Here is a 26,423-nt window from a genome sequence, read left to right as displayed (position 1 = left end):
CCTCAGGTGTACGCCTTCCGACCGGTTCCCGCCCGGGGGTTGCCGGGAATACCGGGCCCGTTCCGGGTGTCGGCGAGTGCCAACGCCGGGGCGGCGACGAGCAGGGCGATCGGGTAGAGCAGGTAGCCGAAGCGGGTGGTGGGCATCAGCAGGATCGCGGCGAGCAGCCCGTACCCGCAGATGAGCGCGGTGGCGGCGGCGGTCCGTGGCGGGCGGCGCAGCAGCCGGACGGCGATCGTCAGGCCGACCGCGACGAGCAGGGCGGCGGCGACGGCGCGACCGGCGGGGACCGTCTCGGCGATCAGGTGGCCGGGGAACGGGGACTGGGCGGGGCTGGTGACCAGGCCGTGGCCGAGCGGGAAGCGCAGCACGTTCTCGACCAGGGCGTCGGAGTCGACGAGCAGCACCGGGAGCAGCGCGAGGACGGGCAGGCCGAGGGCGCCGAGCGCGGTCCGGGACCCGGACCGCCGGGTCGCGGCCCAGCAGATCAGCACGATCGCGACCGGCCAGGCGAAGAGTTTCAGGGCACCGGCGGCGCCGACCGCGAGGCCGGCGCGGCCGGGTCGGCCGGCGGCGGCGAGGGCGAGGGCGAGCAGGCAGAGCGCGAGTACGGGGAGGTCGTCGCCGCCGGTGGCGAGCGTGAGCGCACCGACGGGCAGGACGGTGGCGGCCTGGACGGCGCGCAGCAGCGCGGCGGCGCGGCGGGGCGGGGCCGGGGCGGCGGTGGCACGCAGCGTGGTGACCAGGGCGGCGAGGGCGAGCGCGGTGGCCACGGCGAACCAGACGCGGGCGTCGGTCCACCAGGCGTCGACGGCGGCCCGGGGCAGCCCGAACAGGGCCATGCCCGGCTGGTACGGGGTGTAGCCGAGGAGTTGTTCGCCGGGTGGCAGGGCGGCGATCGCGTCGGGTCCGAGGTAGGGGGTGCCGTGTTCGGCGAGGCGGGCGCCGGCGTGTTCGACGACGATCACCTCCTCCTGGGCCCGGTCGGTGCGTCCGCCGGCGCGTTCGATGCTCTGCGTGACGACCGGCAGCAGGGCGGTGGTGGCCCAGGTGAACGCGGTGATCGTCCAGCGGGCGGGCAGCCCGGCGAGGGGAGTTCCGGGGGCGCGGTGCCGGGCGAGGAGTTGGGTGGTCGCGGCGAGCGTGGCGAGGGCGTACCCGATGGTGGCGACCGCGCCCCACGCGCGGTGCGGCGGCAGCGTGGAGGTGACCGCGGTGATCGCGGCGAAGGCGGTGGCGGCGGCGTAGAGGCCCAGGTCGAGGGCGAGGCCGCCGGCGGCCGTGTCGAGCGCCGCCCAGCGGCGGGCGGCGGGGGTGGCCGGGTCGGTGTGGGCGGTCACGCGGGCCAGTCTCGCAGACCGGGTCGGCGGCACGGCCCGGTCGGTGCGGCCGGTCAGGTCTGGTGGGCGTCGGTGGCGGTGGGCGGGGCCGGGCGGGTGCGGGCGGCACCGGCGCGGCGGCCGGGTAGCCGGATGACGGCGCCGGCGTCGTGCAGCGGCGAGGCGAGCGCGCCGGGCTGGCCGCCGGCGCCGCGGTGGAGGGCGGCGAGCAGGGTACCGGCGGGCAGCGGACGGGCGAACAGATGGCCCTGCCCGGCCGCGCAGCCCAGTTCCCAGAGCGCGCGGCGTTGCGGTTCGCTCTCCACGCCCTCGGCGACCACGGTGAGGTCGAGGCTACGGCCGAGGTCGAGGGTGGAGCGGATCACGGCGGCGGCTTCGGGCGCGGTTTCCATGGCGGTGACGAAACTGCGGTCGATCTTGAGTTCGTGGACCGGGATGCGGGAGAGCAGCGAGAGCGACGAGTAGCCGGTGCCGAAGTCGTCGAGGGCCAGCCGGACACCGGAGTCGCGGAGCCGGCTGAGGACCCGGTCCACCACGTCGAGCTGGCTGAGGGTGAGGGTCTCGGTGAGTTCCAGCACGAGCCGGTCCGGCGGGAGGTCGTGGGCGCGTAGCCGGGCCAGCACGGCGCCGGGGAAGCGGGCGTCGAGGAGGCTGCGGGGTGACACGTTCACCGAGACGGGCAGGTCGAATCCGGCGTCGTGCCAGGAGCCGGCCGCGATCAGGGCCTGGTCGAGGATGGCCTCGGCGAACGCGGGGAGCAGCCCGGAGCGTTCGACCGCTTCGAGGAAGCGCAGTGGGTCGATCAGGCCGTGGGTGGGGTGGTGCCAGCGGGCCAGCGCCTCGGCGCCGATGACCTTGCCGCTGCCCAGGTCGACGATGGGCTGGAAGTTGACGGTGAACTCGTGGTCGGCGACGGCCCGGGGCAGTTCGCCGCCGAGGGTGAGCCGGTGCAGGTCGGCGGTGTCGCGGTTCGCCGCGTACGTGGTGACGCGTTGGCCGGCGCGCTTGGCCTGGTACATCGCCACGTCGGCGCGGCGGAGCAGTTCGGCCATCCCGCCGGTGGCGGGGGCGGCGGCGATGCCTCCGCTGGCTTCCACACTGATCCGCATGCCGTCCAGGTCGAGCGGGTCGTGCAGCGCGGCGAGCAGGGCCTCGGCGCGGTGCGCGGCGACCGCCGGGGCGGGCAGGCCGCGCAGGAGCACGGCGAACTCGTCGCCGCCGAGCCGGGCGACCAGGTCGTCGGGGCGGGCCGCGTCGCGTAGCCGCTCGGCGACCTGGATCAGCACCCGGTCCCCGGCAGCGTGCCCGAGCGTGTCGTTGACCTCCTTGAAGTGGTTGAGGTCGATCAGCACGAGGGCGGTGACGCCGTCGGCGTGCCGGGTGGTGAGCTGGGCGGTGCCCTCGTCCAGCAGATGCCGGCGGTTGGACAGGCCGGTGAGGGCGTCGTGGGTGGCGGCGTAGGCGTTGTCGTCGGCGATCCGGGCGAGTTCGGCGTACGCCTGGGCGTTGCGGACCGCGGTGCAGAGGGCGGAGGCGAACGTACGCAGGGTGTACTGCTCCCGTTCGGAGAGGTCGATCGGCCCGGCGAAGCGGAGTCGCAGCATGCCGATGTCTTCCGCGCGGTCGTGTCCTTCGAGCGATACCGGCACGATCCGGCCGTCGGTGTCGCTGGGCGGCGGCGTCGTCCCGTCGTACCCGACCCCGGCGGCGCCGCCGCGGACGGTGCGTCCGCCCTCGCGCAGCTCGATCTCGACCTCGTCGGCGGAGAAGAGTTCGGCGGCCTCGGTGACGGCGGTGGTGAGCACCTGGTCGAGGTCGACCACGTTGAGCGCGTCGGTGGCACGGGCGAGCCGCTGCCAGGCCTGCTGCTCGGTGCGGGTGCGGATCCTGGCGGAGTAGGCCAGGTGGAGGCTGAGCACCAGGGGCGGCACGGCGAGCAGCAGGCGGGGGTCGATCCGCAGGATCAGCACGGTGAAGGCGGCTACGAGGAATCGCACACCGAAGCCGGCGATCCGCAGGTCGAGGTCATCGCGGAACTGGCGGAGGATCGGCGTTCGGGAGGCGAGCGCGATAACCGGAATCGCAAGGACGTCGTCGAGGATCGCGGCGACCAGATAGACGATTCCCAGCAGCACGACGATGCGGAGTGGCTCATGAGGTGGCCAGGCGCCGCCGAGTAACAGCGTGGCGACCGTGGCGCCGCCGGCCACGAGGGTGTGCTTGGCGACGGCGAATATCACCTTGATGGGTGCCAGGCGGGTCACCGATCCGCAGGCCACTCCGAGGCCGGTGGCCAGCACGACCCAGGCGGCTGGAGCGACGGCGAGGCCGATGACGATTGCGGTTTCCACCCACGCGAAGTAGAAGGTCGTCGACCGGATCCGGAGCCGCGTCTTGATGACGGTGGCCAACACGACGGTCACCACGAGCGTTGCGGCGGTGACGAAGTCGCGTACGGATTCAGGGTGTTGCCTGCGTGCGGTGGAGAACGCGATGAGCGCGACGAGCGACGCCCCTGCCGCCAGTGTGTAGACGAGGCCGCGCAGGGTGGGGTTGACAGCCGTTCGGCCCTCTGTCGTCCGGCTCAACCCGGGTCACCCGCCGCTCACCGTCGGTACGTGATGAGCGGCAGCCTACCGCTTCGCTTCTGTTCCGGAAACTCTCATCCCCATTCGGTGCTGCGCATTGCTCATCCCTCCTCCAATATCCCGGTGGGCCGTAATCGCCGCCGACCGAAGGGGTAACTCGTAATCGGTGGCGCATTGTCACGACCCGTCGCAGAGACCGCTTGTGCGTGTATCCGCGCTTGCCGACTGGAGAGAAGGCTAAGGGGAAGAAGGAGTGGTAAGGAAGAATTAATGTCGGTATGCGCAATATGAGTAATAATTGTCGCTTAAATGACGTTCTGTCCACAAGTTGTATGCGGAGCGGAGCCGATCGTCTCCTTGTTGTACCCGCGCCGTCGCTCTGGGCCATCCGGAAAGGTTCGAGGTGGCATACCGTTCGTAGCGTCGTCTCGGCCGGGAAACATTACAACCCTGCTTCGGTCGGCTTCGGCCGCCGGGTCGGAGAGTCACGTCTCCGGCCCGACTGTCACCGATGACTCGGGGATAGGTGGATTAGGCCGTCGTTTCCGCCGGGACAGGTGCCAACAAAGGCCCGAACAGCAGCATGGAAATCCGAGTTGTCGGGGGGCTGTCAGCACGAGTCAAGAAGGGCGACCTCCCGCTCGGAACGGGGCGGATCCGGCCGACGAGCCCCATCGTCGAAATCCCCGGCGAATCGACGGACGGAGGGTGCGGGAGGGGCGGCGTGCAGATCATCGGCACCCGACACGAGCCGCGCCCGTCGTACCCGGCGGATAAGGTCGGGCGGTGACCGAACCCGCGCAGCTCACCCACGTCGATCAGGCCGGCGCCGCCCGGATGGTCGACGTCTCCGCCAAGCCGGTCTCCGGCCGGCTCGCGGTCGCCGCCGGCCGGCTCCGCACCACCGCCGAGGTGCTGGAGCTGCTGCGCCGCGACGGCCTGCCCAAGGGCGACGCGCTCGCGGTCGGGCGGCTCGCCGGCATCATGGGCGCCAAGCGCACCCCCGACCTGATCCCGCTCTGCCACCCGATCGCCCTGCACGGCGTGACCGTCGACCTCGACCTGACCGACGACACCGTCGAGATCACCGCCACCGCCCGGACGGCCGACCGCACCGGGGTGGAGATGGAGGCGCTCACCGCGGTGGCCGTCGCCGGGCTGGCCCTGGTCGACATGGTGAAGGCCGTCGACCCGGCCGCCTCGGTGGACGCCGTCCGGGTGCTCCGCAAGGAAGGCGGCAAGACCGGTGAGTGGGTCCGGCCGGAGGACCGGCAGTGATCCGGGCCCGGGTGATCGTGGCCTCCAACCGGGCCGCCGCCGGGGTGTACGAGGACACCAGCGGCCCACTGCTCGTCGCCGGTCTGTCGGAGCTGGGCTGCATGGTGGACCCGCCGGTGGTGGTGCCCGACGGCGACCCGGTCGGCGAGGCCCTGCGCGCCGCCCGTGACGAGGGCGTCGACGTGGCGCTGACGAGCGGTGGCACCGGCATCACGCCGACCGACCGCACCCCCGAGGTGACCGGCGCGCTGCTCGACTACGAGATCCCCGGCATCGCCGAGGCGATCCGGGCGCACAGCCGCGACGCGGTGCCCACCGCCGCGCTGTCCCGGGGCCGGGCCGGGGTCGCCGGTCGGATGCTCGTGGTCAACCTGCCCGGCTCGCGCGGCGGAGCGCGGGACGGGCTGGCCGTGCTCGGGCCGATCCTGCGGCACGCGGTCGACCAGCTCCGCGGCGGCGACCACTGAGCCCGCGGGCCGGGTGCGCCGGCGCTAGGCTCGCCGGATGAGCACGGAAACCGAAGCCGCCGCGGTCGACGTGGGCACGCCCCCGCCGGCCGGGTGGGAGGAGGCCCGCTCCCGGGTGTACGCGGTGGGCCTCTCCGCCGCGCTCCCCGCGGTCGCCCGGCCGCTTGCCGACACCGACGGGCACACCCTGGCCGAGCCGCTGACCACGCGCACCGACCTGCCGGCGTTCCCCACCTCGAGCGTGGACGGCTGGGCGGTGCGCGGGGCCGGGCCGTGGCAGGTGGTCGGCCGGGTGCTCGCCGGGCACACCGCGCCCCCGCTGGCGGCGGACGGCACCACCGTGGAGATCGCCACCGGCGCGATGGTCCCCGCCGGCACCACCGCGATCCTGCGGATCGAGGAGTCGACCCGGGCGGCGGACGGCCGGGTGGCCGGCACGCCCCGGCCGCAGCCGGAGTGGCGCGAGCCGGGCGAGGAGGCCCGCCTCGACGAGGAGTTGCTGCCCGCCGGCACGCCCGTGGACCCGGCGGTGATCGGCCTGGCCGCCTCCTGCGGCCACGACACGCTGCGGGTCCGCCGCTCGCCGCGCGCCGCGCTGCTGGTCTTCGGCGACGAGCTGCTCACGTCGGGCCCGCCGGGGGCCGGCCGGGTGCGCGACGCGCTCGGCCCCTCGGTGCCCGCCTGGCTGCGCCGCTACGGCTGTCAGGTGCGGGGCGGCGACGTGGTCGGGCCGGTCGCTGACACCCTGCCCGCGCACGTCGCGGCGCTGCGCGGCGCGCTCGCCAACGCCGACCTGGTCTGCACCACCGGCGGCACCATGCACGGGCCGGTCGATCACCTGCACCCGGCGCTGGAGGCGCTGGGCGCCGACTACGTGGTCAACACGGTCGCGGTGCGCCCCGGCTTCCCGATGCTGCTCGCCCGGCTGGCCGACACCGACGGCCGGGTGCGCTTCGTGGCCGGCCTGCCGGGCAATCCGCAGTCCGCGGTGGTGGCCCTGGTCTCGCTCGTCGCTCCCCTGCTCGCCGGTCTCACCGGCCGTGCGATGCCGGTGCTGCCGCAGGTCATGCTGGCCGAGCCGGTCACCGGGCGGGGGGATCAGACCCACCTCGCCCTGGTTCGCTGGGACCGGGTCGCCGGCACCGCGCACCCGGTGCGGCACGTCGGTTCGGCGATGCTGCGCGGGCTGGCCGGCGCGGACGGCTTCGCGGTGATCCGGCCCGGCACCAGCGGCGCGGCGGGTGACCGGGTGCCGCTCGTACCCCTGCCGCTGACCTCCGGGGAGCGGCCGTGACGACCGAGACGCGCGTGGTGCTGGGTGCGGTCACCGACCGGCCGCTCGACCTGGCCGCGCACGAGGCGGCGGTCGCCGACCGCCGGGCCGGCGCGGTGGTCTCCTTCCAGGGCGTGGTCCGCGACCACGACCACGGACGGGCGGTCACCCGGCTGGAGTACGAGGGCCACCCCACCGCCGAGGCCGTGCTGCGCGAGGTGGCCGCCGAGATCGCCACCGATCCGGCGGTGCACGCGGTGGCGGTGTCGCACCGGATCGGCCCGCTGGAGATCGGTGACGTGGCGCTTGTCGCGGCGGTCAGCACCGCGCACCGGGCGGCGGCGTTCGCGGCGTGCGCCCGGCTGGTCGACGAGGTCAAGGCGCGACTGCCGATCTGGAAGCGGCAGGTCTTCGACGACGGCACCGAGGAGTGGGTGAACTGCCCCTGAGCCGGGCGGGTCAGCGCCGGGCGGCGAGCTGGGTGGTGCGGCCCAGCCGGTCGGGATAGAACGCCGGTTCCGCGCCGGGCCGCCAGGGCAGCGCCGCGACCAGCAGGATCAGCGCGATCGACAGGGAGTTCTCCATCAGCGCGCCGAACAGGCCGTCCTGGTAGTGGGACACCTCGGGGAGCTGGTGTTCGTACGGCCAGATCGGCGAGATCAGGAAGAGCAGATAGAGCCCGAGCGCGCCGGCCGCGTGCCGGAGACCGGTGAGCGCCGGATACCAGATCGGCGGGCGCAACGGGGGTACGCCGTTGGCCGAGGGTAGCCCGGTGCCGCGCAGGGGCAGGCCGCGGCTGGCGTCGCGTCGGCGTACCGCGGCGTCGGCCAGCACGATGATCGCCGGGATGACCCAGACCAGGTGGTGCGACCAGGAGATCGGGCTGATCACGTTGGCGGTGAGCCCGACAAGCGTGAACGCGGTCAACTCGTCGCCGTCGGTGCGGGCGCTGACCGCGCGGGACAGGCCCAGCGCCAGCACCAGCACCGAGAAGGCGAGCCAGAGCAGCCCGGGTGTCTCGATCGAGTCGTAGAGCCGCGCCAGCAGGCCGGCGAGGGACTGGTTGGCGGTCATGTCGGCGGCGCCGACCCGCTCGGTCTGCCACAGCACGCTCGTGAAGTAGGTGCGGGACTCCTCGCCGATCGCGCCGAACGTCGCGAGGGTCACCCCGATCGTGGTGGCGACCGCGATCCACGCGGCCCGCCATTGCCGGGTGAGCATCAGATAGCCCACGAACAGCGCCGGGGTGAGCTTGACGGCGGTGGCGAGCCCGATGCCGACCCCGGCCCAGGCGCCGCTGTAGACGAATCGGGCCAGCGGCGTCTCGGCGCTCTCGTGATGGGTGCCCCGCCTGGCCCGCCAGCGCAGACCCACCAGATCCGCCATGATCAGCGCGAACAGCAGCAGGTTGACCTGGCCGTAGCCGAGCGTCTCCCGGGACGGCTCGATGGCCACGGCGAGCGGGGTGGCGATGCCGACGGTGAACCAGAGCGACCAGCCGAGCCGGTCCACGATCGGACGCAGCAACGCCGCCAGCACGACCGCGAGCGCGCCGATGCTTGCAAGCGCGTTGACCGAACCGGCGAGGTCCACCGGCAGCCAGGACATCGGCAGCATGACCAGGGCGGCGAAGGGTGGATAGGTGAAGCCGAGCGTCGTCGAGGGGGCGACGAAGTCGTACAGCTCGTTGCCGCCCGCCCACCACAGCACCGCGCCGTGATAGATCTTCATGTCGAAGAAGTTGTACGGCCGGCCGAAGGCGCCGATGGCGAGCCACGCCGCGTACCACACCGCGGCCACGACGCCGACACGTACGGCGATCCGCTGGTCGACCCCGAGGACGACGCGGGGGGTCGGGGTGAGGCGGTTGGTCCGTCTACCGACTGTCGTCGGCATGGCGTGGCCACCCCCGTACCAAGGTCGTCGTGCCCGTCCAGGTCCAGAACGGAGCCTAGAACGGTGCCTCACGATGCTGCCTCCCGCGTTACATGACCGTGTCCGATCCCACACGTGTTTGCGACATTTCAACCGCGTTAACGGGTGTCGGACGGTTCAGGTGATTGGTGGCCTTGCGGGGGGTGGGTGTCGTGCAGGTGGACGTCAGCCGGGCATCCGGCGTGCGGTCGCCGCGGAGCGTACGGCGATTCTCGCCTCCCGGCGGGCGGTGCGGACCGCGCGCTTCACCGACCGGCGCGAGTGGTGGATCCGGTGGCCGGCGCGCCAGCGCAGCCCCGGCTTGCCCTCGGTGTCCGCGGCGGCGAGGAGAAGACCACCGAGCAGGCCGAGATTCTTGAGGAAGTGGATCTGGTTGTTGTTGCGGACGGCCGGGTCGTCGTTGTTCCAGAAGGGATGACCCGCGGCCGTCGTCGGCAGCAGCGTGCCGGCGAGGACGAGCGCGGCCGGGCGGCTGAACCGGCCGGTGGCCAGCATCAACCCGCCGACCAACTGGGTGGCGGCGTTGGCCCGGATCAGCGTCTCGGTGTCGGTCGGGATGCGCGGATGCAGGTTCTGGATCAGCGGGATGACCCGGTCGGTGACCGGCTTCGCGGCGGGCACCAGCCGTTCCGGGTTGCGCAGGTTACGGGCGCCGCTGACCACGAAGATGCCGCTCAACATGACTCGGGCGAGGGAGCGCACGGGCTTCATGCTTCAGTCTTACCCCCTCGACGGCCCGATCACCCCTGCAACACACAAAAGGTATCGACGTCCGTCCGGTATCGATTTCAGCGACCGTCGCGGATGGACCGGCCGTGTTCGGTAAGGTCGCGCGGGTGACGACGCTGCGACTTCGCCCCGAGGAGCCGGCGGACGAAGCGCCGGTGGCCCGGGTGCTCGCCGCCGCGTTCGCCCGCCCCGACGTGACCACCCCGCCCGAGGTCGGCCTGGTCGAGGAGCTGCGGCACAGCGCCGCGTGGATCCCGGAGCTGGCCATGGTCGCCGAGTACGGCGGCGAAGTGGTGGGCTTCGCGCTGCTCAGCCGGGTGCGGGTACGCACCGACGGCGGCTCCTGGCCGGCGCTGGCACTCGGGCCGGTGGCGGTGGCCCGGCACCGGCAGCGCGTCGGGCACGGCACGGCGGTGGTGCAGGCGGCGCTGGACGCCGCCACCGAGCTGGGCGAGCGGCTGGTGGTGGTGCTCGGTGACCCGGCGTACTACCGGCGGTTCGGCTTCGGCCCGGCGGACCGGTTGGGGCTGAGCAGCCCCTGGTCCGGGCTGGGGGAGCCATGGCAGGCGTTGGTGCTGCCGCCGTCCACCGCCGAGGAGCCACCGCCCCCGGCCGGCGAGGTGGTCTTTCCGCCACCCTGGTCGCGGGTCTGACCGGCTTTTTCAGGCGGGTTGGGTACGCAGGTAGCGGCCGAAGTGCGGGACGGTGAACGCGACAGTTCCCCGCTCACCGGAATAGATCAGACCCTTCTTGATCAGCGCGTCCCGGGCCGGGGAGAGGCTGGCCGGCTTACGGCCGAGCGCGCGGGCGATCTCCGCGGTGGGCACCGCGGCGTCCATGTCGTCCCGTGCGCCATCCTCGCCGTTCACCAGTGCCAACGTGGCCATGGCCCGCATGTATTCGCGTTCGGCCGGAGTGGCCCGCTCGAAGCGGGAGCCGAAGAAACCCACCGCCAGCTCCGCCTCCGCCTCCGGCGCGGCGACCCGCACGTCCGCCGCCGTGATCGGCGACCGGGGCGCGTGATCCCAGGTCGCCTTCCCGTACGCCTGGACGAAGTAGGGGTAACCGCCGGACTTCTCATAGAGCAGGTCGAGGGCTTTCTGCTCGTACTCGACCTCCTCCCGCTCGGCCGGCGCGCAGAGCGCCTGGTCGGCGGCGATCCGGTCCAGCCGGTCGATCCGCTGGTAGCGGTAGAGCCGTTCGGAGTACGACTTGGCGGCGCTGAGCACGGCCGGCAGGTGCGGCAGGCCGGCGCCCACCACGATGAGCGGCGCGCCGAGCTGCGACAGCTCGTGGCAGGCGGCGCAGAGCGCGGAGACGTCCTCGGCACCGACGTCCTGCATCTCGTCGATGAAGATGGCGATGCCGGTGCCCACGTCGGTGGCGACCGCCGCCGCGTCGCTGAGCAGCTCGACCAGGTCGATCTCGATGTCGCCGGAGTCGGCCCGGCCGCTGGCGGCCGGCACGTCGATGCCGGGCTGCCACCTGTCGCGCAGCTTCGGCGCCGCGCCACCCCGCCCGGCCGGCGCGGAGCGCTGCGCGAACGCCTTGAGCACGCCCAGGAAGGCGTCGATCCGGTCCGGCGCGCGGTGCCGGGGGGCCAGCTCCCGGACCGCCATGTGCAGCGCGGCAGCGATCGGCCGGCGCAGCGACTGGTCCGGCCGGGCCTCGATCTTGCCGGTGCCCCAGAGGTGGTTGATCGCCTCCGAGCGCAGCGTGTTGAGCAGCACCGTCTTGCCCACCCCGCGCAGCCCGGTGAGCATCAGGCTGCGTTCCGGGCGGCCCCGGGCGATGCGCTCCAGGACCACGTCGAACACGTCCAGCTCCCGCCCCCGCCCGGCGAGTTCGGGCGGGCGCTGGCCGGCACCCGGGGCGTACGGGTTGCGGACGGGATCCACGCATCGCACCGTATCGGGTTGTCTAGCGGACAGGCTAGACGTGCGTAGAGGTGGCTACCGCGTGTCGGCCTCGACCCAAAGCTAGGGCTGTCTAGCGTGGATGCTAGACAGCCCTAGTTTTGCCTACCGGCCGATCGTCGCCTCAGCGGCGCCCTCAGCAGCGCCCTCAGCAGCGCCCTCAGCGCCGCTCTCAGCGGCGCTTCAGGCAGAGCACGAAGTCGAGCGTGTCCAACTCGCTGTCGAAGAAATACCAGTCGGTGTAGCCGGCCACCTTGCCGCACTTCGCCTCGGCGTCCTTCTTGCCGCTTGTCGCGCCGTCCACCCGGCGCAACACCTCGTACGTCTTCGGGGCACAGTCGGCGATCACCAGCTTCGGCTGCCCACTGCCGCCCTCGTTGGCCACACACTGACCCGCCTTGACGAAGCGCGGGTCGGTCGACGAGGCCGGGGCCGCAGACGAGGGCGTCGCATCCGCCGCGTCGCTCGGCGTCACCGCCGCCGTCGGATCCGCCGCGTCCGGATCCGCCGCCGGCGCGGTGGCGGCCGTCGTCCCGGACGTCGGACTCTCCCCGTCCCGGCCGAACAGCCAGTACGCCCCGGCGCCGCCCAGCAGCACCGCCAGCACGATCACCACCAGCAGCAGCACACCCTTACCCCGCCGCCGGGGCGGCGGCTCGTCGTACGGCTGTGGCCCTGGGTACGGCGGTTGCCCGCCCGCGTACGGCTGTTGCTCGGGGTACGGGGGCTGCCCGGCGTACGGGGACTGCTCCCCGGTGTGCGAGGGCTGCCCGGCGTACCCGCGGTCGGCCGGGTAGCCCTGGTGGGGGGCGGCGGACGGGGGTGGGCCGGCGGGCCATCCCGGCGTCGGCTCGTATCGCTGCACCGGCGGCCCGTACTGCGAAGGCGGCCGGCCGTACGGCTCGGCGCCGAACTGCTCGGTGGGCGGCGCGTACTGCTGGCCGCCGGGCCCCGGGCCGGGGTGGTGGGGTTCGGGCGGATAACCGTCGCCGGGGCGCCGTCCACCCCACGGGTCGGATGCGCCGCTGCCCGGTGGTCCGAAGTTCGACATGAACGCCTCCTGCGTACGACGATGCTGAGAGGCCGGCCACCGAGGGGCGACGCCGACGCCCTGGCCACCGTAGCGTGGTCCACAAATGAGCTCACGCCCATCGAGTGCGACGGACACCGCCGACACCTCGACGCCCGCCGCCCTGATCTGGACCGCCCTGGCCCTGGTCTACCTGCTCTGGGGCTCGACCTACCTGGGCATCCGGATCGCGGTCGAGTCGTTACCGCCGCTCACCTCCGCCGCGATGCGGTTCGGCGCCGCGGCCGGTGTGCTCGCGCTCGTGCTGCGGCTGCGGCACGGGCCGGGAGCCCTCCGCGTGCCGGCGCGTCGGGTCGGCTCCGCCGCGCTTGTCGGCGTGCTGTTGCTGGCCGGGGGCAACGGGTTGGTGGTGTTCGCCGAGTCGGGCCCGCCCGGGAGCGCGGTGCCCTCCGGCGTCGCCGCGCTGCTGGTGGCCACCGTGCCACTCCTGGTGGTGGTGCTCCGTACGGCCGGCGGCGACCGGCCCCGTCCGTGGACCTTCGTCGGCGTGGCGCTCGGCTTCGCCGGTCTCGTCCTGCTGGTGCTGCCCCGGGACGGGGTGGACGGGGTGCCGTTGGCCGGTGCGCTGACCGTGGTCGTAGCCGCGACGAGCTGGTCGGTCGGCTCGTACCTGTCCGGGCGGATCCGGATGCCCGCCGATCCTTTCGTGGCGACGGTCTACGAGATGGTGGCCGGCGCGGTGGCGCTCGCGGCGGTCGCGGCCCTTCGCGGCGAGCTGCGCGACTTCGCCCCCGCCGAGGTGACCGGGCGGTCCTGGGCGGCGCTGGCCTACCTGATGGTGGCCGGGTCGCTTGTCGCCTTCACCGCGTACGTCTGGTTGCTCGCCCACGCGCCGATCTCCCTCGTCTCCACGTACGCGTACGTGAACCCGGCGGTCGCGGTGGCGCTCGGCGCGTTGTTCGTCGCCGAGCCGGTCACCGCGCAGGTGCTGCTCGGCGGCGCGGTGATCGTGGCCGGCGTGGCCGTGGTGGTCAGCATGGAGCGTCCCCGCCGGACCGCGCCGGCAGCCGGAAGCGGGACGGTCGTGTCGCCGGACGGGCGGTAGCGTCCCGCCCGTGTCCGTGGCGTCGGTGGCTTCGGTGGCGGGGGCGGTGCTGCTCGGCGCGCTGGCCGGTCTGGTCGCGGTGCCGCTCGGCCGCCACGTCGTCGGCGTCGGGGGCGTCCCGCCGCGCCGGGCCAGCATGACGGTCACCGGAGCCGTGGTGTTCGGCGGGTTGGCCGCCACACACGGCGCCGACCCCGCGCTGCCGGTGCTCCTGTTGATCGCGGCGGCCGGCCTGGTTCTCGCGGTGACCGACCTGATCGCGCTGCGCCTGCCCGATCCGCTTGTCGGCGTGGTGGCGCTCGGCGGCGGGCTCGGCCTGGTCGGGACGGCGGCGGTCACCGACCAACCGGGCCGCGCGGCCACCGCCGTGGCCGGCGCCGGCCTGTCCCTGTGCGGATACGTGCTGCTCGCGCTGCTGCCGCGCGCCCGGCTCGGTTTCGGCGACGTGAAGCTCGCCGCCGCCCTCGGGTTCCCGCTGGGCTGGCTCGGCTGGCCGACGCTCCGACTGGGCCTGCTTCTTCCACACGTGGTCGCCGGGGTGGCGGTGCTCGTGCTGCTCGCCACCGGCCGGGTACGCCGGGACACCCCGCTGCCGTTCGGCCCGGCGATCCTCGCGGGCGCCTGGCTCGCCGCCGTGCTCACCTGAGCATGCGGTTGTTAATAAGGGGCCCCTCCTATACCGGAGGCGTTAATAGGGGCCCCCTCCTTTCACATCAAGCGGAGCTGGTGATCGCGCGGGCGGCGCGGCTCGGCGGTGCCGAGCCGGTCGAACAGGCCCGCGTCGATCACGTCGAGGAACGGCGTCGGACGGGTCTGGCGTTCCGTGCCGTGCCGGGTGCGACGGGCGGTGTGGCTGACGTAGAGCCGGTCCTGCGCCCGGGTCAGCCCGACGAAGAAGAGTCGGCGCTCCTCGGCCACCGCGTCCTCGTCCGGCTCGGAGCCGGGCCAGCGCAGCGGCAGCAGGCCGTCCTCGGCCCCGACCAGGAACACCACCGGAAACTCCAGGCCCTTGGCCGCATGCAGCGTGAGCAGCGTGACCGCCTCGGCGCGCGGGTCGAGCGCGTCCACCTCCGCGCCGGTCGCGAGCTGGTTGAGGAAGAGTTCGAGGTCGTCGTCGCAGCGCCGGGCCAGCGGGGTGAGCAGGTCCACGGCCGCGCGGACGTCCTCGGGGCGTACCGCGCCGGAGCCGTCGAGCGTCGGCACGGCGAAGCGCTCGGCCACCACCCGACCGGCTTCGCGTACCCGGGTGGTCAGGGAGCCGTCGAAACCGGCGTGGCGCAGCTCGCGGGCGATGGCGGCGACACCCGGCCGGTCACGCAGCCGGTCGTGCGAGCGTTTCTGCACCGGAATGTTCGCCCGGGCCAGCGCGTCCACGATCGGCGCGGCCTGCGAGTCGGTGCGGTAGAGCACGGCGATGTCGGAGAAGGACAGCGACGTCGTCCGCCCGTCGATCCGGCCCGTGTCCAGGGACCGGTGGGACAGGCCGCCGACCAGCTCGTCGACGGTACGCACCACGAAGTCGGCCTCGTCGGACACCGACGTCGCCGCGTACCGGCCGACCAGCGGGGCCTCCGGGTCGAGCCGGGCCGGGTCGAGGCGGCGGCCCCGGACCAGCGACGACGGCGCGATGGCCTGCACCGCGGCGGCCAGGATCGGCGCGGAGGAGCGGTAGTTGCGGTTCAGCCGGACCAGCCGGGCGTCGGTGAAGTCCTGCGAGAAGCGCAGGAAATAGCCGACGTCCGCGCCCCGGAACGAGTAGATCGCCTGGTCCGGGTCGCCGATCGCGCACAGGTTGCCGTCGGCCGGGCTGAGCAGTCGCAGCAGCTCGTACTGGACCGCGTCGACGTCCTGGTACTCGTCGACGAAGATCCACTTCCACCGCTCGCGGTATTCCCGGACCAGCTTCCGGTCCCCGTTGAGCAGCGCCACCGGCAGGGTGAGCAGCTCGTCCAAGTCGACCAGATCCTTCTTGCGCAGCAGCGCCACGTACCGCTGGTCGTCGTCGCCGGCCTCCGCGCGGGCCGCCGCCCGGTCGGCGTCGTCGGCGATCCGGAAGTCCGCCGGCAGCCCGGCCGCCGCCGCGTTCTCCCGCAGCATGGTCAGCCCGAGCGAGTGGAACGTGCCCACCGTGACGTCCTCGGCGACCGGCCCCAGCAGCCCGTCCAGGCGGTGCCGCAGCTCCTCGGCCGCCCGCCGGGTGAACGTGATCGCCAGGCACTGGTCCGGGAAGACGTTCAACTCCGCGCACAGGTAGGCGATCCGGTGGGTGAGCGTCCGGGTCTTGCCGGTGCCCGGACCGGCCACGATGAGCAGCGGACCACCGGGCGCGGAGGCGGCCACCCGCTGCATCGCGTCCAACCGGTCCAGCAGGCCGGTGCCGACCTCCTCCATGCCGGCGAGCATCGGCTCGAACGGTTCGTGCGGCGAGGGCTGCGGCGCGAGCGGCGGCACCGGCGGCGGCGTGCGACTCGGCTCGGGGCGGACCGCCGCCGGGCGCTTGGCCTTCGGCTTCGGCGCCGGCTCCGCGGGCCGCCGCTGCGCGGGCACGGGTACGTCGAACAGCGCGTCCTGCGCACCGCCGCCCGAGGTGCCCAGTTCCGCCGGATCGAAGAGCGTGATCACCCCGTACTCGCCGTCGTAACCCGGCACCCGACGCACCTCGCCGCGGCGCAGCCGGCCGATGCCCTCCGCGAGCAGCTCGCCACCGACCCGCCCGATCTCCTCCACCGGCGTACGGGTGAGGATCTCCAGCTCCGGGCCGAGCGCCGCGACCAGCTCGTTGAGCTTGCCCTCGACCTTCTTCGACCGTGCGCCCACCCGGTTGAGCTCACCCAGGATCTCGGCCAGCGGCACCAGGTGAGCCACCTCGGGGGCGTGCGGCGGCCGGTGCCCCGCCGGTCGGTCGGCAAGCTCCTCGACCCGGCTGAGCACGCCCACGGTCAGCGGCTTGCCGCACTCCGGGCAGCGCCCGCCGGCCTCCCGGGTCCGCTCCGGCGACCAGTTCACCCCGCAGAGCCGGTGCCCGTCGGCGTGGTACTTGCCCTCCTCGGGGAAGAACTCGACGGTGCCGGCCAGCCCTTCGCCGGTGCGCAGCGCCTCGCGGATCGCGAAGTAGTCGCGGTTCGCGGTCAGGACGGTCGCCTCCCGGCCCAGTGCCGGCGGCGAGTGGGCGTCCGAGTTGGACACCAACCGGTACCGGTCCAGGCTGCCGACCCGCCAGTTCATCTCCGGATCGGAGGAGAGCCCGGTCTCCACGGCGAAGATGTGCTCGGCCAGGTCGGCGTAACAGTCGGCGATCGCGTCGAAGCCCGACTTCGACCCGAGCGCGGAGAACCAGGGCGTCCAGATGTGCGCCGGCACCAGGAAGCCGTCCGAACTGGCCTCCAGGGTGATCTCCAGCAGGTCGCGGGAGTCCAGCCCGAGGATCGGTCGGCCGTCCGACCCGAGGTTGCCGATCCGACCCAGCGCGGCGTTGAACCGGCCCACCGCGTCCAGGTCGGGCAGGTAGATCAGATGGTGCACCTTCCGGGTCCGGTCGTCCCGCTTGTAGATCGTGGAGATCTCCACGCTCAGCATGAACCGGACCGGGTCCGTCTCGGCCTCGCTGGCCAGCCGGGGCGGCAACCGCCGGGCGATGTCCCGTTCCGCCTCCGGCGCGAGCCGGTAGAGGCCGGGCTCGGCCGGGTGCAGCGTCTCGCGCAGGTGATCGTACCAGGCGGGGTGGGTGAAGTCGCCGGTGCCGAGCACCCCGATGCCCTTGCGCCGGGCCCACCAGCCGAGGTTCGGCAGGGTCAGATCGCGGCTGCACGCCCGGGAGTATCTCGAGTGGATGTGCAGATCCGCGACGTAGGGCGGAAGGCCACCGGGGGGTGCGGCGCTGAACGGAGGCACGCCGCATCCTGTCATGTCCGGTTGCCTACCCGCCCGCCGCCACGCGTACGCGTGACCTGAGCAATGCGGTGCTGGACGCGGCGGCCCGGGCGGGCTATGGGCTCGCTCCTCGCGCTAGGGGGCGCGCAGCTCGACCAGGGTCACCTGCGGCGGAGCGCCGACCCGCACCGGCGGCCCCCAGAAACCGGCTCCGTTCGTCACGTAGACCTTGGTGCCGTCCACCTCGCCCAGACCGGATACCACCGGCTGCTGGAGCTTCACCGCCAGGTTGAACGGCACCATCTGACCGCCGTGAGTGTGCCCGGAGAGCTGGAGGTCGACGCCGAACGTCGCCGCCTCGTGCGCGGCCACCGGTTGGTGTGCCAACAGCACCACCGGGCGGCTCGGGTCGCGGTCGCCGAGCGCGGCGGCGTAGTCGGCCGGCGCGGCCAACCCGGTGCCGGCGGCGGTCACGTCGTTGACCCCGGCCAGGTCCAGCACTCCGCCCCGGGCCCGGATCTCCTGCCGCTCGTTCTGGAGCACCCGCAGGCCGAGCCGGTCCACCTCGCGGACCCACTCCTCCACTCCGGAATAGTATTCGTGGTTTCCGGTCACGAAGAAGCTGCCGTACCGGGAGCGCAGGTCCCGCAGCGGTGCGGCCGCCTCGCCCAGCTCGGCCACGGTGCCGTCGACCAGGTCACCGACCACGGCCACCAGGTCGGCGTCCAGGCGGTTGATCATGGCGACGATGCGCTCGGTGTGCGCCCGGCCGCGCAACGGTCCGAGGTGGATGTCGGAGACGGTCGCGATCCGTAGCCCGTCCATGCTCCGGGGCAGCTTGGCCAGCGGGATCCGGACCCGGTCCAGTCGGGGTGGGCCCATCGCGGTCCGCACGCCGTACCCGGTGATGCCAGCGGCCGTGAGCCCGGCGAAGATCGCCGTACCACGCGCGAGCAGCAGCCGGCGGGAAGGGTCGTGCCCCGCCTCCACGCCGGCCGGCGGCCCCGGGTCGGCGTGATCGACGGACCGCGCGCCGCGGGTGTCCGCGGCCGGCGGTCCCGGGTCGGCGTGGTCGACCGGCCGCGCGCCGCGGGTGTCCGCGGCCGGCGGTCCCGGGTCGGCGTGGTCGACCGGCCGCGCGCCGCGGGCGTCCGCGGCTGGCGGCCGGTCGCCGGTGAACCGCGCGCCAGCGGCATCCGCGGCGGGCTGGCCGTCAGCCGCGTCGCCGGTCGAGGCGGGCGCGGCGGGCGGGTTGCCGGTGCCCACCAGCGCCGGCTCGGGTTCCGGACCCTCGGCGGTGGCCGACCGGGCGCGCCGGCGCATGACGAGACGCACCACCGCGGTCGGCACCTCCAGCACGAGCAGCAGCACCAGCAGGTAGAACATCAGAGCCAGCCAGAGGTAGCCCGGCCAGGCCAGCCAGTACCAGCCGTTCCGCGTGCCGGCCAGCGTCGCCGGCACCAGCAGCGCGAGCAGGAGCGCCGCCACCGCCCCGACCCGCCGCCACCGGCCCGGACGGGTGGTGTCCCGGACCAGCCGCTTCCACAGGTAGAAGTGGATCAGGCCGATGACGAGCACGACGAAACCCACGAATGTCGCCATCGCCAGCACGTCGGCCTCCCTCAGCCGCCCGCGAAGGGTGGCAGCACGTCCACCGTCACCCCGGCCGGCAACGATGCCCGACGATCATGACAGGCCACGCCGTCGACCAGGAAACTCGCTGCCCCGAGCACCACCGCCAGGTGCTCGCCGTGCCGGCTGGCCAGGTCGTCGAGAAGCTCGTCAAGCGACCGGCCGGCGGGGACGCTCTCCTCGGCGCGACCTGCGGCGGCGCGTGCGCCGGCGAAATAGCGGACGGTCAGCTCCACCGTCACCCTCCGATCGCCGACATCGGCCGGACGGGCTGGAGGAAGGTCGGGTCGTCGATGCCGTGTCCGGCCCGCTTGCCCCACATCGCGGCGCGCCAGCGGCGGGCTATCTCCTCGTCGTCGGCACCGGCCCGCAGCGCGGCCCGCAGATCGGACTCTTCGGTGGCGAAGAGGCAGTTGCGCACCTGGCCGTCGGCGGTGAGCCGGGTGCGGTCGCAGTCGCCGCAGAACGGCCGGGTCACGCTGGCGATCACCCCGACCTGGGCCGGCCCGCCGTCCACCAGCCAGGTCTCGGCCGGCGCGGCGCCCCGCTCGGCCGGGTCGGGACGCAACTCGAACTCGGCGCGCAGGGCGGCCAGGATCTCGTCGGCGGTGACCATGGTCGACCGGTCCCAGCCGTGCTGGGCGTCCAGCGGCATCTGCTCGATGAACCGGAGTTGGTAGTCGTGCGCCAGGGCGAACCGGAGCAGCTCCGGCGCCTCGTCGTCGTTGACGCCGCGCATCAGCACGGTGTTGATCTTGACCGGGGTCAGCCCGGCGGTTGCCGCTCCGGCCAATCCGGCGAGCACGTCGTCATGCCGGTCGCGGCGGGTCAACGTGGCGAAGCGGGCCCGGTCCAGCGTATCAAGGGAGACGTTGACCCGGTCCAGCCCGGCCGCGCGCAGCGCCGGCGCGAGCCGGGCCAGGCCGATGCCGTTCGTGGTCAGCGAGATGCGCGGCCGGGGCGACAACGCGGCGACGGCCGCCACGATGCCGGGCAGACCAGGCCGGATCAGCGGCTCGCCACCGGTGAAGCGCACCTCGGTGATGCCGAGCCGGCGCACCGCGACACCGACCAGCCGGACGATCTCCTCGTCGGTCAGCAGTTGCGGACCGGCCAGCCAGGGCAGGCCCTCGGCCGGCATGCAGTAGGTGCAGCGCAGGTTGCACTTGTCGGTCAGCGAGACCCGCAGGTCCCGGGCGACGCGGCCGTACCGGTCGGTGAGGAGCCCGTCGGCCGTCGTCCGGGGGGCGGTCATCTCCCGACCGTAGCGCGCCGGACGCCCCCCAGCGCGGCCCGGGCGGCGGAAACCACCGCGTCCGCGTACGCCGGTCCGAAGAGCGCGGTGTGCACCAGCAGCAGGTGCAGTTGGTGCAGCGGCACGCGCTCGCGCCAACCGTCGGCCAACGGCCAGGTCTCCCGGTAGGCGGCCAGGATCCGATCCAGCAGCGGCGCGCCACCGAAGAGCGCGAGCTGCGCCAGGTCGGTCTCGCGGTGGCCGCCGTGCGCGGCCGGATCGACCAGCCATGCCCGGCCGTCTGCCCCCCAGAGCAGGTTGCCGGGCCAGAGGTCGCCGTGCACCCGGGCCGGCGGTTCGTCGCCGCCGCACTCGCCGATCCGGTCGACGACCTGCTCGACCAGCGCCGCCGCCTCCCCGGCGAGCGCGCCGCGGTCGACCGACATGCGCAGGTAAGGCAGAAGGCGGCGCCGGGCGAACCAGTCCGGCCAAGGCCCCGGCTCGACGGTGTTGTCCTGCGGCAGCGCGCCGACGAACCCGGTCCACTCCGCGCCGAACGCGGGCGCGCCGGCCCGGTGCAGCCCGGCCAGCCCGCGGCCGAACGCCTCTGCCGCCTCCGGGCTCGGCTCGCCCGGCTCCACCCAGTCGAGCGCCAACAGCTCCGGCAACGCGACAAGCACCTCCGGCACCGGAACCGCATCTGCCTCACGCAGCCACCGCAGGCCGGCCGCCTCGGTGGCGAAGAAGCCGTCGGGCACCGGCTGCGTCGCCCGCTCCGGCCACCTCTTGGCGAAGACGGAGTGCCCGTCGTCGAGGGTGAGCCGCGAGGCGGTGCAGATGTCGCCGCCGGCGACCGGGGTCTCCCGGATCCGCTGGTGGGTCAGGAAGGTCGGCAGGTGCTCCGGATGTGCCCGCAGGTATGCCAGGTCCATGAGCGCAAGGTAGCCGGTGGCTGGGACATCCGGCGGGTGTTGCCCGTGCCTCGACGGTGGCCGATCGGCTCTCACCTGGGGCGATACTCTCCGTATCTGTGGATGGACCGCGTGTCGTCCACAGGGTCGGACGCGGCCCCCGCCGGGCACGCAAGCTCCCGGCATGAACTCCACCGAGCGCCCCCGCCTCTCCGTCCGCTCGCCGGCCGACCTCGTCGTCGCCGTGCCCTACCTGCTCGGCTTCCATCCCACCGACAGCGTCGTGGTGGTCGCGATGCGGGGCCGGCAGGTGGTCTTCGCCGCCCGGGGCGACCTGCCCGAACCGGGCACCCACCCCGGCCCGGCGGCCCGGCACCTGGCGCTTGTGGTGACGCGCCAGCACGCCGACGCCGCCACGGTCATCGGCTACGGCCCGGCCGCCCGGGTCACCGGCACCGTGGACGCGGTCGGCGAGGCGCTGGACGAGGCAGGGCTGATCGTCCTCGACGCACTCCGGGTCACCGACGGGCGCTGGTGGTCCTACCTCTGCGACGAGCCCGCCTGCTGCCCGGCCGAGGGCACCCCGTACGACCCGGCAGCAAGCCAGGTCAGCGCGGCGGCGGTCTTCGCCGGCCAGGTCGCACTGCCCGACCGCGCCGCGCTGGCCGCGCAGGTGTCGCCGTACGACGGCCCGGTCCGGCTCGCCCTACGCCGGGCCACCGGACGGGCCCGCCGTCGACTGGCCGCACTCACCGGTGAGCCGACCGACAGCGCCTCGCCCGGTGATGCTTCCCCTGCCTCGTCGGTCGGTGCTTCGGGCGGCGGTGGTCGGGGTGGGACGGCCCGGGCCGTGCGCTCGGCCGGGACGGCTGCGGTGCGGTCCGCGTTCCGGCGGCAGCGGCGCGGCGAACGGCTCGACGACGACGAGGTGGCCTGGCTGACCGTTCTCCTCACCGACCTCGCGGTACGCGATCACGCGTGGTCCCGCACCGACGGCCGCGACGCCGACATCAGCCTCTGGACGGATGTGCTGCGCCGGGCCGAGCCGGATCTGACGGCGGCGCCCGGCACTCTGCTCGCGTTCGCCGCCTGGCGATCCGGGCACGGCGCACTGGCCGCGGTCGCCCTGGAACGCGTACTCGCCGACCACCCCGACTACCCGCTCGCGGTGTTCCTCGACGACACGCTCCGCCGCGGGGTGTCCCCGTCCGAGTTGGACGGCTGGCCCGGCACCGCCGGCACATCGGTGCTCCGCCGCCGCCGGCGTCGCCCTCCGCGTCGCTGAGCGGGCCGTCTCCCGGGCCGCTGGGTCGGCGGCCCGCGCCCTGAGTCGGCCGTGTCCCGCCGGTCGTGTCCCGCCGGTCGTGTCCCGCCGGCCGTGTCCGGAGGCCGTCCGGCGTCCCTGAGTGGCCGTGCCCCGCGCCGCTGGCCGGCGTGGGTCAAGCTGGCACGCGCTGGGCCCCGGTGTAGACGTTCATGGTCGGAGCCCGCAGGAAGCCGACAAGCGTCATGCCGGCTTCCTCGGCCAGTTCGACGGCGAGTGTGCTGGGCGCGGAGACCGCCGCGAGGAGCGGCACACCGGCCATCCACGCCTTCTGGGTGAGCTCGAAGCTGGCCCGTCCGGACACCAGCAGCACATGCCCGGCCAGCGGCAGCCGGTCCGCCCGGGCCGCCCACCCGACCACCTTGTCCACGGCGTTGTGCCGGCCCACGTCCTCGCGCAGCACCAGCAGTTCGCCGCCGGCGTCGAAGAGCCCGGCCGCGTGCAGGCCGCCGGTGCGGTCGAAGGCGCGCTGCGCGGAGCGTAGGCGGTCGGGCAGTTCGGCCAGCAGTTCGGCGGTGACCTCCAAGGGATCTTCCCGGACGGCGAACCGTGAGCGGGTGCGCACCGACTCGATGCTTGCCTTTCCGCACACCCCGCACGAGCTGGTGGTGTAGAAGTTGCGCGCCGGATCGGTGGCCGGCTCCGGTACGCCGGGGGAGAGCACCACGTCGACCACGTTGTAGGTGTTGGGGGTTTCCGCCCCGGCGCAGAGCTGCGCGGTGTGCACGTCCTCGGCGGACCGGATCAGCCCTTCGGTGAGCAGGAAACCGATCGCCAGGTCCAGGTCGTCGCCCGGGGTGCGCATGGTCACGGCGAGCGGTCGGCGGCGGCCGGGGCCGGCCGGCCCGACCCGGATCTCCAGCGGCTCCTCCACCGACAGGGTGTCCTGCCGGCGGACCCGGGGTCGGCGGTCGCCCGTGGCCCCGAGGTCGATCCGCAGCACGCTACGCCGGTCAGTCGCCCGTCCCATGCCGCCATCCTCTCCCGCACGTCACCCCGCCCGCACCTCCACCCGTCCGCCCCGCCGCGTTTCCGCCCTGATCCGCCATCCGCGTTTCGGCTCCGCGCGTCCGGGCTCCGGCTCCGCCGTTCGGGCTCGGCTTCGCTGCTCATGCCCGTGCCCGTGCTCAGGCTCGTGCCCGTGCTCAGGCTGCCCGTGCCCGTGCGCAGGCCCGTGCCCGTGCCCGTGCCCGTGCCCGTGCCCGTGCCCGTGCGCAGGCCCGTGCCCGTGCCCGTGCGCAGGCCCGTGCCCGTGCCCGTGCGCAGGCCCGTGCCCGTGCCTGCGGTTCCGCTCCACCGTCCGCCCTGCCGCAGGGGCAACCCACACCAGCTCGGCGAGGTGGCGCTATCCGGCAGTCCTGCATACCGCCACCTCGGCGAGCTGGAGTCGATCAAGCTTCGGGATACGACCACTCCGGCGGAATGGAGTCGATCAACACGCGGGTCCGCGCGCCACCTCGGCGAAGGGGGCGATCAAGATCGGTGTGGAGAACCAGCCCGGGGTACGGGACCGGCTCGGGCGCCGCGCGCACCCGGTCAAGGGCGGGTCCCTGAGTAGGGTGAGGCGATGACCGGGTATGCGGCGGTGCTGCTCGCCGGTGGCGCGGCCCGGCGGATGGGCGGGACGGACAAGCCCGCCCGGACGGTCGGGGGCCAGCCGATGCTGCATCGGGTGCTGGCCGCGGTGGCCGACGCGAGTGAGCGGATCGTGGTCGGCCCGCCCGGAAGCTTCGGCCCGCCCGGCAAGTCCGGTCGGGTCGGCGAGTCCGGTGGGAGCGGCGAGTCCGGTGGGAGCGGCGAGTCCGGTGGGAGCGGCGAGTCCGGTGGGAGCGGCGAGTCCGGTGGGAGCGGCGAGTCCGGTGGGAGCGGCGAGTCCGGCCGGACCGGCAACCCCGGCGCGTGGCCTGCGGGAGTGCGGGTGATCCGGGAGGAACCACCAGGTGGAGGTCCGGTGGCCGCCACCGCGGCGGGGCTGGCCCTGTTGCCGTCCGAGACGACCACGGTTGCCCTGCTCGCCGCCGACCTGCCGCTGCTCACCTCCGCTGCGGTGGCCGAGCTGCGGCTGGCGCTCGACGGGTCGACGGCGGGGGTGGCCTGCTACGTGGACGACGCCGGTCGCCGGCAGCAGCTCTGCGGGGTGTGGCGGTTGGCGGCGCTGCGTACGGCCCTCGATCGGCTGGCGGCGGAGCGGGGCGGCACGGTCGACGGTGCGCCGGTGCGCGGATTGCTTGCCGGTGTCACGGTCTGCGAGGTGACGTGGTCCGGCACCGGGCCGCCGCCCTGGTTCGACTGCGACACTGACGAGGACGTACGCCGGGCCGAGGAGTGGACGAGATGACGCTGTTGGACGACTGGGTCACCGCTGCCTGTGCGGAACTGGAGCTGGACCCGGCCGAGGTGCCGGTGTCGGCGGTGCTCGACGTGGCGCGGGACGTGGCGCACCAGGTGCTCCGGCCGGGCGCGCCGGTCAGCGCGTACCTCCTGGGGGTGGCCGTGGGACGCGGCGCGGATCCGACCGCGGCGGCGGCCCGGCTCAGCACGCTGGCGGGCTCCTGGCCGGTGGAGTTGGACGGGACCAGCGGGGTGAAGTAGCCCGGTCCGGTGAAAGTGCCTCTGGGTAGGGTGGCGGGAACGGACGGAGGCGATCATGACGGCAGACCACCCCTCGGCGCCGGTCGACCAGCCTGCCGGCGGCATGCCGGAGCAGCACGAGTCGATCCTGCTCGACGAGCCGACCACGGCCGACCTGCGGGCCAAGGTGACGGAGGCATGGCGGGAGTTCGCCCGGGCGCTTGCCGACCGGCTGCGCGGGCTGCCGGCCGGTGGGCACCTGGAGGTGACGCTCGATCCGACCGCCTCCGGCACCGGGGACGCCGTCTATTCGGTGAGCGCCGACGCCGCCGAGGGGGGTGGCCTGTCGGCCCGGGCGGTCGGCAACGCCACGCTCCCGCCGGGGTTCCGGCTGGACCGGGGGGCGGTGGCGGACATGGTGGCGTTGGGCTGGTCGCCGCCCGGCGTGGTGCCGGGTTCCGGCGAGCAGTTCGGCCTGGATTGCGGCACCGACGAGGCCACCCGGTTGTCGGCCGTACTCTCCCGGACGCTGCGCGACGTCTACGGCGCCCCGCATCCCGCGTTCCTGGTCTATCTGGTGCAGGACGCCGACGGTGAGCCGCTGGCGGTGGAGCCGCTCGGCACCGCGCGCGGTGAGTTCGGCCAGGACCGGGGCTCCGAGGCGGACCTCGACGAGGCGTTGGCCGCCGCGGCGGCCCAGGCGGGCGAGAATGACGTGCTGGCGTTGGAGGAGCGGGTCCGGACGGTCGTCTCGACGATGTTAAAGTCGGACGCCGACCAGGTGCAGGTGGACTCCGACGGTGACATCAACATCCGGGCCGGTTCGGCCATGGTGTTCGTGCGGGTACGCGACAATCCGCCGCTCGTCGACGTCTTCTCGCCGGTGTTGACCGAGGTCGAGCCGACCGAGCGGCTCTACGTGAAGCTCTCCGAGCTGACCAATCGGATGCCGATCGGGCGGCTCTACTGCGCCGACGACACGGTCTGGGCGTCCATCCCGGTCTTCGGCCGCAACTTCCAGGCCACCCACCTGATGCTCGCGGTGCAGGTGATGACCGGTCTCGCCGACGAGCTCGACGACCGGTTGCACGGCGAGTTCGGTGGCAAGCGCTTCTTCGGCGAGGGCGACAAGCCGGCCCGGGCGCAGGAGCACCGCACCGGCATGTACCTCTGACAACGCCGCCACGCCGCAACCGCCACGCCGCCGCCGACGATCGGCG

The 26,423-nt window shown here is 73.9% G+C and carries 23 protein-coding genes; 11 read left to right on the top strand and 12 right to left on the bottom strand.

Features of this window, described 5'->3' with window-relative positions; all coding sequences use genetic code 11:
* Nucleotides 1-2 precede the first annotated feature (2 nt).
* A complete protein-coding gene (locus tag O7613_RS25470) occupies nucleotides 3-1,340 on the bottom strand; it encodes a glycosyltransferase 87 family protein (protein WP_282290382.1) in 1,338 nt (445 codons plus the stop codon).
* A 53-nt stretch (nucleotides 1,341-1,393) separates the two neighbouring features.
* Nucleotides 1,394-3,865: a bifunctional diguanylate cyclase/phosphodiesterase gene (locus tag O7613_RS25465; RefSeq protein ID WP_282294612.1), complete on the bottom strand. Its 2,472-nt coding sequence runs from the start codon at nucleotides 3,863-3,865 to the stop codon at nucleotides 1,394-1,396.
* Between the two features lie 849 nt (nucleotides 3,866-4,714).
* Between O7613_RS25465 and moaC the strand changes: the two genes are divergently transcribed.
* Genes moaC through O7613_RS25445 form a run of 4 tightly spaced genes read left to right on the top strand, consistent with a single transcriptional unit; the run spans nucleotide 4,715 to nucleotide 7,395 of the window.
* The gene (gene moaC / locus O7613_RS25460) at nucleotides 4,715-5,206 is read left to right on the top strand and encodes a cyclic pyranopterin monophosphate synthase MoaC (protein WP_282290381.1); all 492 of its coding nucleotides are present in this window, start codon (nucleotides 4,715-4,717) and stop codon (nucleotides 5,204-5,206) included.
* Nucleotides 5,203-5,673, top strand: a complete 471-nt coding sequence (locus O7613_RS25455; protein ID WP_281585838.1) for a MogA/MoaB family molybdenum cofactor biosynthesis protein — start codon at nucleotides 5,203-5,205, stop codon at nucleotides 5,671-5,673. Before moaC ends, O7613_RS25455 begins: the two co-directional genes overlap by 4 nt.
* A gap of 37 nt (nucleotides 5,674-5,710) precedes the next feature.
* On the top strand, nucleotides 5,711-6,967 hold the full coding sequence (locus O7613_RS25450) for a molybdopterin molybdotransferase MoeA (protein WP_282290375.1): 1,257 nt from the start codon (nucleotides 5,711-5,713) through the stop codon (nucleotides 6,965-6,967).
* Nucleotides 6,964-7,395 carry a molybdenum cofactor biosynthesis protein MoaE gene (locus tag O7613_RS25445; protein ID WP_281585840.1) on the top strand — a complete coding sequence of 144 codons (432 nt, stop codon included), beginning with the start codon at nucleotides 6,964-6,966 and terminating at the stop codon, nucleotides 7,393-7,395. The genes O7613_RS25450 and O7613_RS25445 overlap by 4 nt, the downstream gene beginning before the upstream one ends.
* Nucleotides 7,396-7,405: 10 nt before the next feature.
* Here the strand turns inward: O7613_RS25445 and O7613_RS25440 are convergent, their stop codons facing one another.
* Both O7613_RS25440 and O7613_RS25435 read right to left on the bottom strand, forming a co-directional pair.
* Nucleotides 7,406-8,842, bottom strand: coding sequence for a glycosyltransferase 87 family protein (locus O7613_RS25440; RefSeq protein WP_282290373.1), 1,437 nt, complete (start codon nucleotides 8,840-8,842; stop codon nucleotides 7,406-7,408).
* A gap of 204 nt (nucleotides 8,843-9,046) precedes the next feature.
* Nucleotides 9,047-9,592, bottom strand: coding sequence for a DoxX family protein (locus O7613_RS25435; RefSeq protein WP_282290371.1), 546 nt, complete (start codon nucleotides 9,590-9,592; stop codon nucleotides 9,047-9,049).
* Between the two features lie 125 nt (nucleotides 9,593-9,717).
* Between O7613_RS25435 and O7613_RS25430 the strand changes: the two genes are divergently transcribed.
* Nucleotides 9,718-10,263: an N-acetyltransferase gene (locus O7613_RS25430; RefSeq protein WP_281585843.1), complete on the top strand. Its 546-nt coding sequence runs from the start codon at nucleotides 9,718-9,720 to the stop codon at nucleotides 10,261-10,263.
* A gap of 9 nt (nucleotides 10,264-10,272) precedes the next feature.
* On the opposite strand, the gene O7613_RS25425 is transcribed toward O7613_RS25430, so the two are convergent.
* Nucleotides 10,273-11,508 (bottom strand): ATP-binding protein, encoded by a 1,236-nt coding sequence (locus O7613_RS25425; RefSeq protein ID WP_281585844.1) that lies wholly within the window; start codon nucleotides 11,506-11,508, stop codon nucleotides 10,273-10,275.
* A 190-nt stretch (nucleotides 11,509-11,698) separates the two neighbouring features.
* A complete protein-coding gene (locus O7613_RS25420; RefSeq protein WP_282290370.1) occupies nucleotides 11,699-12,577 on the bottom strand; it encodes a flagellar basal body protein FliL in 879 nt (292 codons plus the stop codon).
* A gap of 85 nt (nucleotides 12,578-12,662) precedes the next feature.
* Between O7613_RS25420 and O7613_RS25415 the strand changes: the two genes are divergently transcribed.
* Both O7613_RS25415 and O7613_RS25410 read left to right on the top strand, forming a co-directional pair.
* Nucleotides 12,663-13,661 (top strand): EamA family transporter, encoded by a 999-nt coding sequence (locus O7613_RS25415; RefSeq protein WP_282290368.1) that lies wholly within the window; start codon nucleotides 12,663-12,665, stop codon nucleotides 13,659-13,661.
* 10 nt (nucleotides 13,662-13,671) lie between these two features.
* Nucleotides 13,672-14,307 carry an A24 family peptidase gene (locus O7613_RS25410; protein ID WP_282290366.1) on the top strand — a complete coding sequence of 212 codons (636 nt, stop codon included), beginning with the start codon at nucleotides 13,672-13,674 and terminating at the stop codon, nucleotides 14,305-14,307.
* 62 nt (nucleotides 14,308-14,369) lie between these two features.
* Here the strand turns inward: O7613_RS25410 and O7613_RS25405 are convergent, their stop codons facing one another.
* The 5 genes from O7613_RS25405 to O7613_RS25385 form a co-directional block, all read right to left on the bottom strand.
* Nucleotides 14,370-17,552 carry a UvrD-helicase domain-containing protein gene (locus O7613_RS25405; RefSeq protein WP_282290364.1) on the bottom strand — a complete coding sequence of 1,061 codons (3,183 nt, stop codon included), beginning with the start codon at nucleotides 17,550-17,552 and terminating at the stop codon, nucleotides 14,370-14,372.
* A gap of 114 nt (nucleotides 17,553-17,666) precedes the next feature.
* Nucleotides 17,667-19,142 (bottom strand): metallophosphoesterase, encoded by a 1,476-nt coding sequence (locus tag O7613_RS25400; protein WP_282290362.1) that lies wholly within the window; start codon nucleotides 19,140-19,142, stop codon nucleotides 17,667-17,669.
* A gap of 11 nt (nucleotides 19,143-19,153) precedes the next feature.
* A complete protein-coding gene (locus tag O7613_RS25395; RefSeq protein ID WP_282290360.1) occupies nucleotides 19,154-19,399 on the bottom strand; it encodes a MoaD/ThiS family protein in 246 nt (81 codons plus the stop codon).
* Nucleotides 19,400-19,401: 2 nt separating this feature from the next.
* Entirely contained in the window at nucleotides 19,402-20,418 is a 1,017-nt protein-coding gene (gene moaA / locus O7613_RS25390) for a GTP 3',8-cyclase MoaA (RefSeq protein ID WP_281585851.1), read from the bottom strand.
* On the bottom strand, nucleotides 20,415-21,329 hold the full coding sequence (locus tag O7613_RS25385) for a fructosamine kinase family protein (protein WP_281585852.1): 915 nt from the start codon (nucleotides 21,327-21,329) through the stop codon (nucleotides 20,415-20,417). Before O7613_RS25385 ends, moaA begins: the two co-directional genes overlap by 4 nt.
* Nucleotides 21,330-21,492: 163 nt before the next feature.
* Here O7613_RS25385 and O7613_RS25380 point away from each other — a divergent pair, with 163 nt between their 5' ends.
* On the top strand, nucleotides 21,493-22,593 hold the full coding sequence (locus tag O7613_RS25380; RefSeq protein ID WP_282290358.1) for a DUF4192 domain-containing protein: 1,101 nt from the start codon (nucleotides 21,493-21,495) through the stop codon (nucleotides 22,591-22,593).
* A 154-nt stretch (nucleotides 22,594-22,747) separates the two neighbouring features.
* On the opposite strand, the gene fdhD is transcribed toward O7613_RS25380, so the two are convergent.
* The gene (gene fdhD, locus O7613_RS25375) at nucleotides 22,748-23,602 is read right to left on the bottom strand and encodes a formate dehydrogenase accessory sulfurtransferase FdhD (RefSeq protein WP_281585854.1); all 855 of its coding nucleotides are present in this window, start codon (nucleotides 23,600-23,602) and stop codon (nucleotides 22,748-22,750) included.
* A 597-nt stretch (nucleotides 23,603-24,199) separates the two neighbouring features.
* Between fdhD and O7613_RS25370 the strand changes: the two genes are divergently transcribed.
* The 3 genes from O7613_RS25370 to O7613_RS25360 are packed head-to-tail and all read left to right on the top strand — an operon-like array spanning nucleotide 24,200 to nucleotide 26,377.
* Nucleotides 24,200-24,970: an NTP transferase domain-containing protein gene (locus O7613_RS25370; protein ID WP_282290357.1), complete on the top strand. Its 771-nt coding sequence runs from the start codon at nucleotides 24,200-24,202 to the stop codon at nucleotides 24,968-24,970.
* Nucleotides 24,967-25,224: a DUF6457 domain-containing protein gene (locus tag O7613_RS25365; RefSeq protein ID WP_281585856.1), complete on the top strand. Its 258-nt coding sequence runs from the start codon at nucleotides 24,967-24,969 to the stop codon at nucleotides 25,222-25,224. Before O7613_RS25370 ends, O7613_RS25365 begins: the two co-directional genes overlap by 4 nt.
* Nucleotides 25,225-25,279: 55 nt before the next feature.
* Nucleotides 25,280-26,377, top strand: a complete 1,098-nt coding sequence (locus tag O7613_RS25360; protein ID WP_282290356.1) for a hypothetical protein — start codon at nucleotides 25,280-25,282, stop codon at nucleotides 26,375-26,377.
* The last annotated feature ends 46 nt before the right edge of the window (nucleotides 26,378-26,423 follow it).

Origin of the sequence: Micromonospora sp. WMMD975, from assembly GCF_029581215.1 — a bacterium.
Taxonomy (GTDB): Bacteria; Actinomycetota; Actinomycetes; order Mycobacteriales; family Micromonosporaceae; genus Micromonospora.
This window is presented reverse-complemented; position numbering and strand designations above follow the sequence as displayed.

Coding starts and splice junctions, on each gene's coding strand:
- O7613_RS25450 (WP_282290375.1), top strand. CDS start 5,711: ATGAGCACGGAAACCGAAGCCGCCGCGGTCGACGTGGGCACGCCCCCG.
- O7613_RS25440 (WP_282290373.1), bottom strand. CDS start 8,842: ATGCCGACGACAGTCGGTAGACGGACCAACCGCCTCACCCCGACCCCC.
- O7613_RS25435 (WP_282290371.1), bottom strand. CDS start 9,592: ATGAAGCCCGTGCGCTCCCTCGCCCGAGTCATGTTGAGCGGCATCTTC.
- O7613_RS25420 (WP_282290370.1), bottom strand. CDS start 12,577: ATGTCGAACTTCGGACCACCGGGCAGCGGCGCATCCGACCCGTGGGGT.
- O7613_RS25415 (WP_282290368.1), top strand. CDS start 12,663: ATGAGCTCACGCCCATCGAGTGCGACGGACACCGCCGACACCTCGACG.
- moaA (WP_281585851.1), bottom strand. CDS start 20,418: ATGACCGCCCCCCGGACGACGGCCGACGGGCTCCTCACCGACCGGTAC.
- O7613_RS25385 (WP_281585852.1), bottom strand. CDS start 21,329: ATGGACCTGGCATACCTGCGGGCACATCCGGAGCACCTGCCGACCTTC.
- O7613_RS25380 (WP_282290358.1), top strand. CDS start 21,493: ATGAACTCCACCGAGCGCCCCCGCCTCTCCGTCCGCTCGCCGGCCGAC.
- fdhD (WP_281585854.1), bottom strand. CDS start 23,602: ATGGGACGGGCGACTGACCGGCGTAGCGTGCTGCGGATCGACCTCGGG.
- O7613_RS25370 (WP_282290357.1), top strand. CDS start 24,200: ATGACCGGGTATGCGGCGGTGCTGCTCGCCGGTGGCGCGGCCCGGCGG.
- O7613_RS25365 (WP_281585856.1), top strand. CDS start 24,967: ATGACGCTGTTGGACGACTGGGTCACCGCTGCCTGTGCGGAACTGGAG.
- O7613_RS25360 (WP_282290356.1), top strand. CDS start 25,280: ATGACGGCAGACCACCCCTCGGCGCCGGTCGACCAGCCTGCCGGCGGC.